The organism is Dictyobacter kobayashii (genome assembly GCF_003967555.1).
In the GTDB taxonomy this organism is placed as follows: Bacteria; Chloroflexota; Ktedonobacteria; order Ktedonobacterales; family Ktedonobacteraceae; genus Dictyobacter; species Dictyobacter kobayashii.
The window spans coordinates 5,984,762-5,999,929 of record NZ_BIFS01000001.1 but is presented as its reverse complement, the minus strand read 5'-3'; the positions used below and the strand labels follow the sequence as shown (position 1 = coordinate 5,999,929).

At 52.8% G+C, this 15,168-nt stretch carries 13 protein-coding genes and 1 pseudogene; 10 read left to right on the top strand and 4 right to left on the bottom strand.

Annotated elements, in window-relative coordinates:
• Positions 1-324 precede the first annotated feature (324 nt).
• From EL645_RS26755 to EL645_RS26735, 5 genes are all read left to right on the top strand, one after another.
• Positions 325-1,686 carry an ABC transporter substrate-binding protein gene (locus EL645_RS26755; protein ID WP_126553896.1) on the top strand — a complete coding sequence of 454 codons (1,362 nt, stop codon included), beginning with the start codon at positions 325-327 and terminating at the stop codon, positions 1,684-1,686.
• A 120-nt stretch (positions 1,687-1,806) separates the two neighbouring features.
• The gene (locus EL645_RS26750; RefSeq protein WP_126553894.1) at positions 1,807-2,730 is read left to right on the top strand and encodes a carbohydrate ABC transporter permease; all 924 of its coding nucleotides are present in this window, start codon (positions 1,807-1,809) and stop codon (positions 2,728-2,730) included.
• A gap of 46 nt (positions 2,731-2,776) precedes the next feature.
• Positions 2,777-3,670, top strand: coding sequence for a carbohydrate ABC transporter permease (locus EL645_RS26745; protein ID WP_218032031.1), 894 nt, complete (start codon positions 2,777-2,779; stop codon positions 3,668-3,670).
• A gap of 555 nt (positions 3,671-4,225) precedes the next feature.
• The gene (locus EL645_RS26740) at positions 4,226-5,275 is read left to right on the top strand and encodes a DUF4331 family protein (RefSeq protein ID WP_126553892.1); all 1,050 of its coding nucleotides are present in this window, start codon (positions 4,226-4,228) and stop codon (positions 5,273-5,275) included.
• A gap of 65 nt (positions 5,276-5,340) precedes the next feature.
• Entirely contained in the window at positions 5,341-6,168 is an 828-nt protein-coding gene (locus EL645_RS26735) for an alpha/beta fold hydrolase (protein ID WP_126553890.1), read from the top strand.
• A 253-nt stretch (positions 6,169-6,421) separates the two neighbouring features.
• Here the strand turns inward: EL645_RS26735 and EL645_RS26730 are convergent, their stop codons facing one another.
• Both EL645_RS26730 and EL645_RS26725 read right to left on the bottom strand, forming a co-directional pair.
• Positions 6,422-7,342, bottom strand: a complete 921-nt coding sequence (locus EL645_RS26730) for an NADP-dependent oxidoreductase (protein ID WP_126553888.1) — start codon at positions 7,340-7,342, stop codon at positions 6,422-6,424.
• A gap of 42 nt (positions 7,343-7,384) precedes the next feature.
• A pseudogene (locus EL645_RS26725) lies at positions 7,385-8,307 on the bottom strand (alpha/beta hydrolase).
• A 190-nt stretch (positions 8,308-8,497) separates the two neighbouring features.
• On the opposite strand from EL645_RS26725, the gene EL645_RS26720 reads away from it, so the two are divergent.
• Positions 8,498-8,917 (top strand): winged helix-turn-helix transcriptional regulator, encoded by a 420-nt coding sequence (locus EL645_RS26720; RefSeq protein WP_126553884.1) that lies wholly within the window; start codon positions 8,498-8,500, stop codon positions 8,915-8,917.
• Positions 8,918-9,031: 114 nt separating this feature from the next.
• Here EL645_RS26720 and EL645_RS26715 read toward each other — a convergent pair whose 3' ends face one another.
• Positions 9,032-9,523, bottom strand: a complete 492-nt coding sequence (locus EL645_RS26715) for a DinB family protein (protein WP_126553882.1) — start codon at positions 9,521-9,523, stop codon at positions 9,032-9,034.
• A 298-nt stretch (positions 9,524-9,821) separates the two neighbouring features.
• A complete protein-coding gene (locus EL645_RS26710) occupies positions 9,822-11,138 on the bottom strand; it encodes an MFS transporter (protein WP_246035485.1) in 1,317 nt (438 codons plus the stop codon).
• A 428-nt stretch (positions 11,139-11,566) separates the two neighbouring features.
• On the opposite strand from EL645_RS26710, the gene EL645_RS26705 reads away from it, so the two are divergent.
• The 4 genes from EL645_RS26705 to iolB all read left to right on the top strand — a co-directional run bounded on the left by EL645_RS26705 (position 11,567) and on the right by iolB (position 15,159).
• Entirely contained in the window at positions 11,567-12,067 is a 501-nt protein-coding gene (locus EL645_RS26705; protein ID WP_161977715.1) for a MarR family winged helix-turn-helix transcriptional regulator, read from the top strand.
• A 4-nt stretch (positions 12,068-12,071) separates the two neighbouring features.
• Positions 12,072-12,500, top strand: coding sequence for a DUF6640 family protein (locus tag EL645_RS26700; protein WP_126553878.1), 429 nt, complete (start codon positions 12,072-12,074; stop codon positions 12,498-12,500).
• A gap of 691 nt (positions 12,501-13,191) precedes the next feature.
• Entirely contained in the window at positions 13,192-14,223 is a 1,032-nt protein-coding gene (locus EL645_RS26695; RefSeq protein WP_126553876.1) for a LacI family DNA-binding transcriptional regulator, read from the top strand.
• Positions 14,224-14,253: 30 nt separating this feature from the next.
• Complete coding sequence (iolB, locus tag EL645_RS26690) at positions 14,254-15,159, top strand: 5-deoxy-glucuronate isomerase (protein WP_126553874.1); 906 nt, start codon at positions 14,254-14,256, stop codon at positions 15,157-15,159.
• Positions 15,160-15,168: the final 9 nt, after the last annotated feature.

Below are 15,168 nucleotides of genomic sequence, written 5' to 3'. Positions count from 1 at the left end.
CCCGCCCACCAGGCCTGTCGAACCTGGATAATGAATCTACTGTTGCTATTGTAAACTCTACCATTTATCTTAACTTATCAATTTCACACTATTTTTATAATCAAAAAGACATTTTGTACACATCAAAATAGTACATAACACACTGTCGGTATGTTATACTTTTCTTTAAGCAAGCGTCGATCCAGTGGGTAGGTTCATGCTCAGTACAACAATAACCGTTTGTTGTAGCACTACATTGGAAAACAGTGTTGTTTTAAACCCGCCGCAAGCTTATAAGATCTTCGCTGATCTATATGGCTTAGCGCTCAATGTAAGGAGCCCGACATGAGTATTCGGCACTGGTTACGTAAACCACATGGTGTTTTGCTGCTCTTATTTCTCCTCTCCATGGTCCTTGGAGCCTGTGGCAGCAACGCAGGCGGCCCCAAAGAAGTTGTCTATTGGACTGGTATCACCGATGATATCGATATGAAGGCCCAACGCGATATCGCCGATGCCTTCAATAAGGCAAATCCTGATCTCCATGTGCGTGTCGTGCCTGAACCCAGTACAGGGACAGGTGATTCCACCGCCCTCATCACTTCTGTCCGCGGTGGCGTTGGTCCCGATGTTTATTTGATTGACCGTTTTACAGTCGGACAACAGGCTGCTCTTGGCCTTCTCTCGGATCTATATCCTTATACCAGTAAAGAGAGCCAGGATCTTTCTAAGCAGTATCTTCCTTTTGCCTGGGCCGAAACCCTCTTTCAAGGTCATCCCTATGGTATTCCTATGGATACCGATGCCCGTGTACTTTACTATAACAAAACGGTTTTGCGCGAGGCTGGGATCGATCCGGCTATCCTTGATCCGAAGAATGGACCGATCAAGATGAGTAAGTTGCAGGAACTTGCTTTTAAGGTCGATCATAAAGACGCCCATGGCAATTATGATCGCGTGGGCTTTATCCCCTGGTATGGTCAGGCCTTCCATACTACCTGGGCCCTCGATTATGGTGCTCAGTTCTTCAACAATAGTACCTGCCAGTTGACCCCTTTTGAGCCAGCGATGCTGAATACTTTTAATATGTATCATGATTGGTCGCAGGCTCTGGATTATCAGAAGATAAGTACCTTCACTTCGACCTATCAACCTGCTAATGCCCTTCCTTCACAGAACCCTTTCTATACCAACCACCTGGCCTTCAAGATCGATGGCGATTGGGATCTCTCAAGCATTAAGCAATACGTGCCGAAACTGGATTATGGCGTGACATATATGCCAGTTCCTGATGATCGTACAACTCCATTTACGTGGTCGGGCGGCTTCGCTCTTACGATTCCTACTGGCGCTAATAATGCTGATGGCGGCTACCGTTTCTTGCGCTTTATGGCCGGACCCGATGGTCAGCGTATCTATACTCAAGAAACCAGCCACCTGCCGACCTGGAAAGCTTTGTTGGATGAGAAGCAACTCTACGATCCAGGACATACCTTCTTTGTCCAGACCCTTGCCTACTCGGTTAGTCGCCCGCCTCTTCCGGTCGGTGGTCAGATCAGCGATGAGTTGAGCTCAGTTCAGGATAAGGTGGATTTCAATACTGCCACACCAAAGGCGGCATTGCAGGAGTATTATAACCGCGTACAGCCACAGATGCAGCAGTATTGCCCATTTAAGTTGGAAGGCTGGAGTAACCCGTACAAATAGTTAACTCGTTTGCATCCTTGACCCACTTATGACTGCTTTGCTTGTGTTATCCGTAAACAATGATGTTGTGATGCTAGAGGTGCGCACCCTGTGCGCCTTTACATGTAAGGAGACAAGGTTGTGTTAGCAGTAAAGTCTTCACCGAAATCTGCACCGAGGCTAAGTCGGAGAGATCGTTCTAATCTTGTTAAGGGCCTGCTGTTTATCAGTCCCTGGATCCTAGGTTTGCTGATCTTTACTATCTATCCGATGATCTATTCTATTTCGTTAAGCTTCACGCGTTACTCGGGCTTCAAATCCCCGGTCTGGCTTGGCCTCCAGAATTATGGTCGTCTGTTTGGGGATAGCCTCTTCTGGCTGTCTTTGAGTAATACGCTCTATTATGTTCTCTGGGCTGTTCCGGTGGGTATCGTGGTGGCTATCTTACTGGCAATAGCGATGAATCGCAATGTGCGTGAGGTAAGTATCTATCGCGCTATCCTCTACCTGCCTTCGATCTTGCCAGCCTTTGCGATGGCCTTCATCTTCATTGTGCTGGTTAATCCACAATATGGGATCGTCAATTATATTTTCTCGCTGTTTGGGGCACCTACCCAGGACTTCCTGGGCGATCCTTTAGGGGCAAAGAATGTGATTATCGCCCTTGCTCAGCTAGGGGCCGGTAATGCTGCCCTGATCTTTCTGGCCGGCCTGCGTGGTATACCCGATACTCTCTATGATGCTGCCAGGATTGATGGCGCTGGTACTATGCGCCGCTTCTTCTCTATTACTCTTCCTTTGTTGTCCCCGATCATCCTGTTCAATTTGATTACTGCTCTCAGCGGTGGTCTACAAATCTTCCAGCAGGCCTATATTATGACCAATGGTGGTCCTAATAATGGCACCTTGTTCTACATGCTCTACCTCTACCGTAACGCCTTCGCCTACGCTCAATTGGGCTATGCCTGCGCCCTCTCGCTGATCCTCTTTATCATTGGTCTGGCCCTGGCTGGCGTACTCTTTACCGTTTCACAGCGCTTTGTGAATTACGAATTGGTTAGCTAAGTAGCAGGATACGTTAGAACATAATAATTATCGGGAGGATACAGTTATGAGTACCCAGGTCATCGACAAAAAAAGCGTAGAGACTGATGAGATGATGCGTTATCGTCGACGTGCCACGCTACAACGTGTTATGCAAACAACCGGCCCACGCGTCTTCCTGATCCTTATGTGCCTTATCTACATCATTCCGTTTTATTGGATGTTGAGTACTTCACTCAAGTCGACAACAGATCTGGCACAGTTCCCTCCAAGCCTTTTTCCGACTTCGTTGCATTTTGAAAATTTTGCCCTGGCGGTAAGTACCATTCCCTTTGGGGTCTACTTTAGCAATACATTGCTCATTACGGTCCTGACTATCATTGGTTCGGTGCTGGCAAATCTGGTTGTGGCCTATGGCTTTGCATGCATTGAGTGGCCGGGACGCGATAAGGTCTTCTATATCGTGCTCGCGACTATGTTCATTCCTTTCCCGATCGCGATTGTCCCGCAATTTGATTTGTTTGCCCGCTTGCACTGGATTAACACGATCCTTCCTCTGGTCGTGCCTCACTTCTTCGCCGGAGCCTTCTTCATCTTTATGCTACGTCAGTTTCTGCTACAGATCCCTAAGGAATTGATTGAGGCATCGCGCATGGATGGGGCGACTGAACTGCAGATTATGTGGAATGTCGTTCTACCTCTGGCGCGTCCCGCCCTGGCGGCCGTGGCCCTCTTCTCAGGCATCGGTGCCTGGAACGACTTCATGGGACCCTTGATCTATCTACAGGATGACACGAAACGTACGCTGGCGGTCGGCCTGCAGGTCTTCCGCTCCACCCACGATATCCAGTTTAACCTGCTTATGGCAGCCTCATTGCTTACAGTGCTGCCCTTGATTATCCTGTTCCTGTTTAGCCAGCGCTTCTTCATTAAAGGCGTCACCGTCGGTAGCATCAAATAGCCATCGACCAGTCTGTTTACGTTACCCTCGCACCACCAGGAAGGGGCTCAAACGAAGCCCCTTCCCCGTTGGTATGACCCGCAAATCCCACCCGCATGTGCCCCACCCGCATGTGCGACCCGCAAATCCCAACCGCATGTGCCCCAACCGCAAATCCCAACCGCATGTGCCCCAACCGCAAATCCCAACCGTAGGTGCGACCCTCTGCGGTCGCTTGCCGCCCTCCGCAGAGCGGCGGCCCTGTATCCCAGCACATTGGTGCCCCATAGCATCACCCCTTCCTCCACGCGGTGCCCAAAAGCACCCCTGACTTTATACTGGGTTTATATGTTTTCGCGGAGATTGTCAACCATTATAGGGGAAAGATTCGTGTCGATAGTGAGAGAGGAAAAAGCTCAACCTTTCACATCACATTTCCCCTTGTCACTCGCGGAAAAAGAGCACCAGAAACATGTATGTTGTTTCTTTCAAACAGAAAAAAACGTTTTGTGCGCAACCTTTGCTCTTCGTTGCTGTGGTGATTTGTCCCTATTAGTTTCAAAGGAGGAAAGTGCTATGTCACATCATCTTGATACGCCTCTGGCACGCCAGAACGGCCAACTCTTTATCGACGATCTGTATGTCTTTAACGGTAACCACAGCACCGTGTTTGTCATGGATGTCAATTCCAACATTACTGAAGCTCATATACAACCAGGCTTCCATCATAAGGCACGCTACGAGTTCAAGGTGCACTTCGATGGAGCCAATTTCGAAACCCTGACGTACCGCATCTCATTCGGCAAAGCAGACGCAAACGGACGGCAGGCTCTACAGTTGCACGCGCTCACAGGCGGCGAGGCGCGCTCGGACTCGGCGCCTGGCGCTCTTGTGCTCGAAGGTCGGACCGGTGAGACGGTCACCGGGCCTGATACCCGACTCTGGGCCGGGCGCATCAACGACTCATTCTACATCGACCTGTCGCTGCTCGGTATGGTCAATTCGGCCGTGAGAAATGGGACCGCGCTCGACCTGTCGGGCTGGCACCCGGAGAAGGCGCAGAATAACTTCGCTGGCACCACTGTCGAAACTATCGTGCTGGAGGTCTCCCATCAGCATCCACAACTGCGGCCTGGCGCCTACATTGGTGTCTGGTGCGCCACGAAACTCGCCACGGACGCCGGCGGTTGGCGCCAGATCAACCGCGCGGGGCATCCCATAATGTGGCCGATCTTCTGGCCGGATGACGTCCACTTCACCCATCCCGCCAACACGCGGCACCCATCGGAGGACTTCAACACCGATGGCAAGCACATCGGAGACCTCATTGCCGCCGCCGTCGCGGCCAGTGGGACCTCAGACGATCCCCAGGGCTACGGCCAGACCGTGGCGCGGGAACTGTTCCCTGATGTCTTGCCCTACGTGGTCGGGACGCCGGCAACCTACGGATTCGCCGGGTTTAATGGCCGAACGCTGGCCGACAACGCACCCGAAGCGATGCTGTCCCTGGTGGTGAACACGGCTGTGCCCTCGGGGCTGAAGCCAGCCGTATCCCAGCAGTTCCGCGACAAGGACTTCCCGTACGTCGTGCCAGCGCGAGCCCCTGTGCAGTTCGGACCTAGATAATCATTACCGATCAAGCACGGTTGCGACACAAAACTTTTCCACACAGAAAGGCAGAAAATGATCCCATGAGTACAGGCACTATTGCCACAGAAGATGGAACAAAGCTCTTCTACAAGGATTGGGGCACGGGCCAACCCATCGTCCTCAGCCACGGCTGGCCGCTCAATGCCGACGCCTGGGATGACCAGTTGTTCTACCTGGCCTCACAGGGCTACCGCGCCATTGCCCATGACCGACGTGGTCATGGCCGCTCCTGCCAGCCCTGGGACGGCAACGACATGGACCACTACGCCGACGATCTGGCCCAACTCCTCGATACCCTTGATCTCAAAGATGCCATCCTGGTGGGCCATTCCACCGGTGGCGGCGAGGTGGCCCGCTACATCGGTCGCCACGGCACCTCACGCGTTGCGAAGGCTGTGCTGGTGAGTGCGGTCCCCCCGCTGATGCTCAAGACAGCCTCCAATCCAGGCGGCCTGCCCATCGAGGTCTTCGACCAGATCCGGGAGGGCGTTATCAAGGATCGCTCACAGTACTACAAGGATCTGAGCCTCGCCTTCTACGGTGCCAACCGGCCCGGCTCCAAGGTCTCGCAGGGCATTCTGGATATGTTCTGGCTCTGGGCGATGCAGGTCGGCCTCAAGGCTGCCTACGACTGCGTCAAGGCCTTCTCCGAGACCGACCAGACGGAAGACCTCAAACGATTTGATATCCCGACCCTGATCATCCAGGGCGACGATGACCAGATCGTGCCGCTCTCCGACTCAGGCACGATCTCCTCCAAGATCGTCAAGGACGCGACCTTGAAGGTCTATCCCGGCGCGCCTCATGGGCTCATGAGCACGCACAAGGAACAACTCAATAAAGACCTGCTGACCTTCATCAAGGCATAGGTCTTGCTCAAACTCCATCCGTCTCTCTATAAAGGTCCGCCAGGTCGTTGGTGAAACCTCATAGGGAGACGAGGAGCAATCAGAGCATCTATTTGAGCAAAATCGTCTGTTAGCTTTGTTCAATAAACGCTAGCCCGGTGAGTACGCGTTCAGCAAAATCCTCCGGGTAGCCGTGACCCAGGCCGGGAAGAACCTCTCGCTTACAAGGCAGGTCATGCGCGTCTATGATCGCGCCAACCCCTGGTTGCAAAGCTCAAGGTACGAGCACAATTTTGCCAAGGGCATGACGCTGCTCCAACTCGCGATACGCCTCGCGAACGTTGGCGAGAGGATAGACGCGGGCAATCGGGATTTCTAGTTCTCGCCTCTCAATAAGTTGGGCGAGCTCAGCCAGTACCGCAGCACTGCCCCCCTCAGCGTTACCCTCGGCCTTGACACCATACTTCTCTGCTGCCGCAAAGTTGATAATAGTATCGATGCGTTCTGGTCGGACACCAAGATTCAAAGCGAGTTCGACGTAATCAGCACCGAATGTATCGATAAAGGCATCGAGATGATTATCAGAGATGGTCCGAAGTCGCTCCTCGACGCCCTCGCCGTAGGCGACCGGGATAACATGGTGGTCGCTGAGCCACTGATGATGAGCTGGACTGGCCAGGCCGATCACCTTTGCACCCTCACTTACTGCCAGTTGCACCACGATTGAACCGACGCCACCGGCAGCACCTGAGACAGCAAGGGTGTCGCCCTGTTGCAGCGAGACAGCGCGAATGGCCGCGTAGGCGGTTGTCCCGGCGACGAACAGCGAGCCAGCCACTTCCCAGGAGACATTGGGAGGACGATGGATCAGGTCATTGGCCTCGACAACAACGAATTCTGCGTGGCTGGCCCTCTTGTGTGTGAAGCCAATCACTTCATCGCCCACGGTAAACGCTTGCACTCCTTCGCCGACAGCGGCAACGACACCCGCCAGGTCACTGCCCTGGCCAGAGGGGAAGGTACTGGGCCAGCGCTGATGAAACAGGCCTTTGCGGATGGATGCCTCACCAGGATTGATACTGGCAGCCTTGACGTTGACAAGTACTTGACCCGGACCTGGCACAGGCCGCTCGACATCTTCGACCTGCAACACATCAATATCGCCATAGTGATGAAATCTGACTGCTTTGGACATGATTTTCTTCCTTCTTTTTATCTATCTCTCTCGCGTGAAACGCTATGATAATTGTGTTTGGCGGCGGATAAATCTGCCTATCTGCTCAACTGATTGCTGTCCTTCAGGCAAGACATAAGCGTATTGCTGAAAGACGTGCCACATGTCATCCCACACGACTAGTTCGACCGGGACGTGTACGGCTCTGGCACGTTCGGCGACCTGCAGGGCATCATCCAGCAGGACTTCATCACGACCGACATCAATACGCAGAGGTGGGAAGCCGTGCAGGTCTGCGTAAATCGGGGAAATGAGTGGATTGTGTTTATCTTCCGAGCCAGCATAGAAGCTCGCCAGAAAGTTAATGGTCTGTGCAGAAAAGATGGGATCGACAGCTTCACGCGTCGTCCGGCTCTCAACCGTACCAACCAGGTCCGTCCAGGGCGAAAGGAGTACTGCCCGCCTGGCATGACGCTGTTCCTGTCACGCAAGGTTTGCAACAAGGCAAGAATCAGGCCGCCGCCTGCAGAGTCGCCTGCAAGCACGATATGCTCTGGTTTTGTTCCATTGGCAAGCAACCAGTGATAGGCGGTCAGGGCATCATCAATGGCGGCAGGAAAAACGTGTTCAGGCGCGAGACGATACTCAAACAACAGACTCCGCATACCAGACGCGGTCGCCAGACGTGCGACCAGATCACGATGCGACTTGAGCGAACCAATAATATAGCCACCGCCATGCAGATACAGCACCACACGTTCTGCGTCAGCATCAGGCGGACTTATCCATTCTGCGGGTAGGCCATCCACGTCAACCGCTTCGATGCGTGTCCCTTCAGGCAATGGAACTGGATGTCCGACATAGCCTTCGACCAACAATTCATAGTCGGTGCGCTGCTCTGCTAATGATGGCTGTGGCGCGTCCTGACGGGCAGCCTGACCAGCCAACAAATAGGAGCGAATCTGCACACTTTCCGGGCTAGACATAAGGAAACCTCTTCTTTCAACAAGGATCTCTCGATAAGAATATCTCGATTGGAGTGGATGACCAGGCCGTGCTCGGTCATCCACTCCATCCACTCCAATCCAACCAAAAAGTAGTGTTACTACTTGTAGCTACTCTACCCGAAAAGCTTGTATCTTGTAAGATGTAACCAAAAAGTGATATAGTTACCACATGGAAACTAAGCAACACAGCGGACCCGATATTTTCCAGGAGAACTGCCTGTCGCGGCAGGTGCTGCAATTGATCGCGGATCAATGGACGCCGCTGGTGATCTATGCACTGGAAGATGGCACGATGCGGTTTGGGCAATTGCTCAAGCGGATCGGTGGTATATCGAGGAAAATGCTGACGCAGACGCTGCGGGCAATGGAACGTAACGGCCTGGTGCAACGCGTCGTCTATCCTGTTGTGCCTCCAGCCGTCGAGTATTCTCTCACTCCATTGGGACAGACTCTGGTAGAACCAATAAAAACATTAGGCGACTGGGCTTATGGACATTTGCAGGAGGTCGCACATGCGCAAACGGCGTATGATCAGCGCGACCATACGCCGCTTCAGGATGAAGTAGCTTCTCTTGTCCAACAGCGCTAGCTACGAATTTTTATCATCATTACCAGACTGGGAACACACCTCAACCATAAAGCCGCCCGCCGCTTGCATAGAATCAGCAGCCTCTACCAGCCGGCCCCGTCGTACGGTGGAGGTTCACCTTTTGCGCGTTTCTTCTTTCGTCTTCGCCAGCCAATCACGCAGGGAAGGCATGTGGTCCTCGTAATGCTTGAAAGAGTTGCCGGCTATCAGCTGCCAGGGTCTCCACTCCTGAGGCATGTTCTTGAAACGGTGAGGATCATTGAGATCCTCGTCTCGAAGTTGCTGCACCACTTCCAAAAGAGCCGTGTATGCTTGCCGCTCTTCGTTGACGATGTCGTGTAAGGGTCGGTCCTTATTTTGCTGGTATGTGATCTCGTTGAGCTCATCGTCAGAGAGGTTCCAGAGATCGGAGTCAGCAAGGACGTGCGTGCGCAGAAGCGGAACTATCTCGTTCTCGCCCCATGCAACATGGGCAATGACGTCTTTTACCGACCATTTACCAGCAGCGCCTGGCTTCTGCATCTGCTCCTCATCGATCTGGGCCAGCAACGCCTCCCAGGCAGCTCGCGTCTCTGTAAGTGTCTTGAGCAATGTTGCTTTCTCCATGATATTCTCCTAACTGTTCCCGTTCAGCCCTCAAATGGACTTTCTCTCCCGACTATACTATGAAAACAGGACAGCTCTCACCCTCTTTGTGTAAGCAAAATCACCCCACGGTCGATGGTAGATATCCCATAGAGGCAGGCTGTTTCTATGGCCATACACCAATTGACAACCCCCCGCCTCATTGAGTACAATATGGGCAGGCGGCTCATAAGATGTTAACTCACGAGGAACATGAGATTTGTATCCTCAAAAAAGTCTTTTGGAGCCGCCACCAGACCACTCTCTTTCTTCTTTCCCACTACGACTCCATTTCCTTCTGCGTTGCTTTCCACCACATCCATCCAACACCCACCACCAGCAGGCTGAGTAGTGCGCCGCTGAGCATGGCGATGGGCGCGCCAAAGAGACCCGCCAGCCAACCCATCAGTAGATATCCCAGTGGTAGACTTCCATCGAAGAAGAGTACCTGCACACTTAAGACACGCCCGCTCAGGTGATTCGGTGTGACCGTTTGTAGGATAGTCATTGCCTGCATGGCAAAGGCTTCTTCCATAAAACCAATGCTTGCAATCAGCAGCAATGACAGGAAATAGCTGTGCGAGAACGAAAACATTACTTCCAGAGCTCCGAATGCCAGCATGCCGATCAGCACGCGCCAAGACGTTGGCTGCTGGTTACTCCAGGCTAACCATAGCGCTGAGAGCAACGCGCCAATACCAGCGGCGGCAGAGAGAAAACCAAAGCCAGTTGCTCCCACATGGAGCAAACCGGTGGCGAAGAGTGGAAGGAGAACATTGAAGTTTGAGCCGAAGAGCAAAACCAGGCCCACCACCACGATCACTAACAGTACCACAGGCGTTTTCCAGACATAGTCCAGGCCCTCACGCAGGCTCTGCCAGGTCTTCGCCACACCACCGTTTTGCAGGGGTCGTCCGTGTAGCTCCTGACTCTTGATCAGCGCCAGGCCCACCATCACCGGCAGAAAACTGAGCGCGTTGAGCAGAAAAAGCACAGTGACATTGCTGGCGGCAATAATCAGCCCTCCCAGGGCCGGACCAACAATGCGCGCTAAATTAGAGAGGGAGGAGTTTAAAGCTACAGCATTGGGCAGGTCCTCGCGTCCAACCATCTCGCCCACAAATGCTCGACTCGCTGGCCTGCCTAGACTGCTCGTCAAACCCACTAGCAGGGCTAGCACATATAGATGCCAGATCTGTAGTATCCCGGTCACAATCAGCGCCCAGAGCAGAAACGCTTGCAGCATGGACGCCGCCTGGGTCACCAATAAAACTTGTCGTTTGGGCCAGCGATCCGCAAAGACGCCTCCAAAGATTGAAAAGAATAGTATCGGCAAAGCCTGCAGCGCACCCACCAGACCAAGTTGCCAGCCACTGTGCGTCAACTCTAGTACCAGCCAGACTTGTCCGATACTCTGCATCACAGACCCCAGCAGCGAAACCATCTGGCCGAACCAGTAGAGACGAAAATTGCGATGCCGCAATGAGGTAAACGCCCGTCGCATCCCTCCATCCGCGCTCCATACCGTCATCTCCCGTTCAGAAGCGCCCGCAGCAGGACCAGGCCTCCTCAGAACAGGGAAAAAATACTTTTTCATGTTTGCGGTTCCTTCTCATACCCATCAAAAGCCATTCCTTAGCTAACCTACCCTCTACTAAACAGACCAGCAAAACAATATTTCTCCCTGCTAACCTGTTCAACGTATCGGATGACAAGTATACAAGAGAAGCACCCAGAAAACACCGTTCCATTGAACGATGCACAACCATTGACAACCGTGATACAATTAAAATGAGAAAAAACGTCTCTCACTAAACCTGCTGCAACTATCAATCCACTATTTATAAAACCCCACCATGTACGTGCGGGGCTTGCCCCGCTTATGACCTCCCATCTCGCAAATGCATCAATAAAAACTCCCTCATTGAAGAAATATCTGCGACAATCAACCCTTGACGCAATTGTCACCATCAAATATAATCACTATCAATGATTATTTGCGATACAAATCAAAAGAAGGCTATTATGGATCTACCGGCTCAAACAAAAAATGAGGTCAAGCGGCACGAACCTGTTACGTCTCTATTGCCAGTTCAACGGCAGTGGACAAGCGTACTACTTAACCACGCTGCCAGTCTGGCCCAGCAACACTTCACCCAGGCTTTATCAACACTCCATATTACTGCCCGCCAGTTTGGTGCTCTCTCTGTACTTGCAAATAAAGGACCATTGACACAGATAGAGCTCGGACGCTTGATTACAGTTGATCGCAATACAATGGTCTCGCTCACCGATGATCTAGAGCAACTCGGACTTGTACAACGTTGTCGGCATCCCCACGATCGCCGGGCCTACGCAATCACATTGACCGCTAATGGCCAGCATACCTTTGAGCAAGCAAACAAACTGGCCAAAGGCTCAGAAGAAGATTTTTATGCATCATTATCGGAAACAGACGTAACCCATTTGCGATCCTTGCTTCTCCGTTTGATTGAGACACAGGAAACAAGTCCCGAAAGGAAATAATATTATGCTAGCTTTTTTTGATCCAGGGCGTTTACTTGTCAGTATCGTTGCTCTGGCAACAATACTTGGAGGATTACTGGCGGATTTTGTCGTTCCGGCCACGGCTCGGCAACACATCTTTAATCCTCATTGGCCTCCACACGCTAAATTCCACAATGGACAAACCATTTCGCTAGGTATCCTGCTTGGCGGCCTCTCTCTTTTTCTGCTCTGGATTCCCCTGCAGACATCATGGCCGCAGTTTCAGCTCGCCGTGCTCATTGCATCTTTTTATTGGATAGCGCTTCTCTGCGCACGTGCCTTTCCCGGTACAGCCTGGACAGATCCCGAATTTAAATCTTCCGGACATGCTCTGGCCCCCCAGTTTATCCTGACCCTTATATTATTGGCTCTATTAGTGCTAGGATCTATCCTGCGGGCTTCTCACCTATAGTGTTTTGATCGGGTGTACAATATACCTCCACTTGAACCGAAGGCGAGAGGAAAAAGCCCAAAGAAACACGATCTGTACGTGCGGGGCTTGTCCCCGCTTCCTCCTCCCTCGCTCGAAAACTCAATAATAATAACGAATTGTACGTGCGGGGCTTGTCCCCGCTTCCTCCTCCCTCGCTCGAAAACTCAATAATAATAACGAATTGTACGTGCGGGGCTTGTCCCCGCTTCCTCCTCCCTCGCTCGAAAACTCAATAATAATAACGAATTGTACGTGCGGGGCTTGTCCCCGCTTTCTCCTCCCCCGCTCAAAAACGCAACAATAATAATGAATTGTACGTGCGGGTCTTGCCCCGCTTCCCCCTCCCCCACCCGAAAACAAATAATAAACACGAAAAGCCCCCGTAGGCGGCATAGACATGTGGCCCTCCAAACACCTCCCCACACAACCAACCGCCTGCCGGCCTCGTGCATGCCGCTCTGCTGGCGTACGCAACTTCCCCTTCACACGCACAAAGCAAGCTTTTCTTGACAACCGAGAAATCGGCATCTATACTTGCAAATATAGTATTTTCCATGTTTTTCTGCACGCCACCGCAGGCCAAAATTTTTTTACAACGCTTTGCACACGTGTGCATTGATAATCCTGGCCCACAAACGGAGGAGAGGCAACCAGCAAGGGAGTAAAACGTTTGCGTCCACACGAGGTTTCTATCGCTGATATCGCACGCATCGCCGGAGTCTCTCACACTACCGTCTCGCGCGCGCTACGCGAAAGTCCACTCATCAGCAGTGAGACGCGTGCGCGCATCCAGCGCCTGGCCAGTGAGATGGGCTATACACCTAACGCGATCGCGCAGAGCCTGCACACAAAGCAGACCAGCACCATAGGTCTGGTCGTTACCTCGATTGCCGACCCGTTCTTCGGTGATGTCGTCAAAGGCGTAGAAGAGGTGGCGCGCGCTTCTGGTTTCAGTGTGCTGCTCAGCGCGTCCTATAATAACCCGGAAGAAACCCTGGATATCATCGAGACCTTTCACCGTCGGCGCGTCGATGGTATCCTCGTCGCGTCTTCGCGCATCTCCGAAGACTATGGCCGTCGCCTGCACCACACCCATATTCCAACGGTGCTCATTAATAGTGAGGTTGAGGGCCAGGCCAACCTGCTCCATTGGATCTCGGTCGATGATTGTCAGGGTGCTCAACTCGCCGTTAATCACCTGCTACAACTGGGTCATCGCGCCATCGGCTATCTTGGTTGCCATAGCCGTCCAGCCTCGAATCTCCAGCGGCAGCAGGGCTATCTTAACGCCCTTCGAGCGGCCGGTATAGAGCCGTCGCCATCATGGGTTGTGATTCCTCCTGGTGCCGAGGCTTCGCAAGAAGAGGATCTTAGCGCCGGACAACATGCTCTCTCGCCTTTGCTTGAGGCTGGCGTTACTGCGATCTTTTGCTACAACGATATGACCGCGATCGGTATGCTAACTTCCTGCCATGCCAGGGGCATCGCTGTGCCGCAGGACCTGAGCATCATTGGTTTCGATGATATTACGATCGCCAGTTGTGTCACGCCTCCGTTGACCACCATTCATCAGCCACGTGTAGAACTGGGTCGCCTGGCGACTCAGGTGATGCTGGATCTGTTGCAAAGCCGTCCCGGAGCAAACCATACCCTGAGTCCTACACTCGTGTTACGCACGAGCACCGCTCCTTTGTCAAAGTAGATATATTGAGATATGGAAAGGGGATAATGTATGCGCCAGTATAATGCTGACAATCTGATCGTCCATCCTGGCGGTGCCAGCGATGCCGCCGTCATTACCGAAGTCACGCCAGAGTTGGCCGGCTGGGATTATCTTAATTTTCAGGTTCGTCGTCTACCTGAGCATGGTTCGTGGACATCTGCCACCGGTGAACATGAGCTGGCACTGGTTCCTCTCGGTGGTCGCATACGTGTCGAGTCGGATCGCGGCCAGTGGGAGCACATCGGCGAACGCACAAGCGTCTTTAGCGGCCTCCCACACGCCCTCTATCTGCCACGCCGCACATCCTTCAATGTCCAGGCGGAGACCTCTTGCGAATATGTTGTGGTCTGGGTGCGCACCGATCAAGATCACGAGCCGCGCCTGGTGACGCCCGCCGATGTCTCGATCGAGATCCGGGGCGGCGATAACGCGACCCGCCAGATCAACAGTATCATCCCACCTGGTTTCCCTTGCCATCGTCTGATCGTCGTCGAAGTATATACGCCCGGCGGCAACTGGTCGAGCTATCCACCACACAAACACGATATCCATAAAACAGATAGTGCTGGCAGCGTCGTTGAGGCCGATCTTGAGGAGATCTATTTCTACAAACTTAGCCGCCCCGAAGGCTATGCTTTCCAGCGTGTCTATACCGATCCTGAGTCTCCGCTGCATCGTGCTGGCAAACCCATCGATGCGGTCTTGCTTGCCCGCGAGAATGATGCTGTGCTGGTGCCCGAGGGCTACCATCCGGTCGCTTCACCTCCCGGCTATACCACCTACTACCTCAATGCCCTGGCCGGTAGCGCCCAATCGCTGGCCAATAGTGAAGATCCACGTTACGTCTGGATCAAAGCTGGCTATCAAGGACACGATACGCGTGTGCCGGTCTATGAGATAGCGCGCAAAGGTTAGACGAGAGGG

What these genes read in the sequence shown, in the direction of transcription:
- EL645_RS26755 (WP_126553896.1), top strand. Translation starts at nt 325, where the DNA reads ATGAGTATTCGGCACTGGTTACGTAAACCACATGGTGTTTTGCTGCTC.
- EL645_RS26745 (WP_218032031.1), top strand. Translation starts at nt 2,777, where the DNA reads ATGAGTACCCAGGTCATCGACAAAAAAAGCGTAGAGACTGATGAGATG.
- EL645_RS26740 (WP_126553892.1), top strand. Translation starts at nt 4,226, where the DNA reads ATGTCACATCATCTTGATACGCCTCTGGCACGCCAGAACGGCCAACTC.
- EL645_RS26735 (WP_126553890.1), top strand. Translation starts at nt 5,341, where the DNA reads ATGAGTACAGGCACTATTGCCACAGAAGATGGAACAAAGCTCTTCTAC.
- EL645_RS26730 (WP_126553888.1), bottom strand. Translation starts at nt 7,342, where the DNA reads ATGTCCAAAGCAGTCAGATTTCATCACTATGGCGATATTGATGTGTTG.
- EL645_RS26720 (WP_126553884.1), top strand. Translation starts at nt 8,498, where the DNA reads ATGGAAACTAAGCAACACAGCGGACCCGATATTTTCCAGGAGAACTGC.
- EL645_RS26715 (WP_126553882.1), bottom strand. Translation starts at nt 9,523, where the DNA reads ATGGAGAAAGCAACATTGCTCAAGACACTTACAGAGACGCGAGCTGCC.
- EL645_RS26710 (WP_246035485.1), bottom strand. Translation starts at nt 11,138, where the DNA reads ATGAAAAAGTATTTTTTCCCTGTTCTGAGGAGGCCTGGTCCTGCTGCG.
- EL645_RS26705 (WP_161977715.1), top strand. Translation starts at nt 11,567, where the DNA reads ATGGATCTACCGGCTCAAACAAAAAATGAGGTCAAGCGGCACGAACCT.
- EL645_RS26700 (WP_126553878.1), top strand. Translation starts at nt 12,072, where the DNA reads ATGCTAGCTTTTTTTGATCCAGGGCGTTTACTTGTCAGTATCGTTGCT.
- iolB (WP_126553874.1), top strand. Translation starts at nt 14,254, where the DNA reads ATGCGCCAGTATAATGCTGACAATCTGATCGTCCATCCTGGCGGTGCC.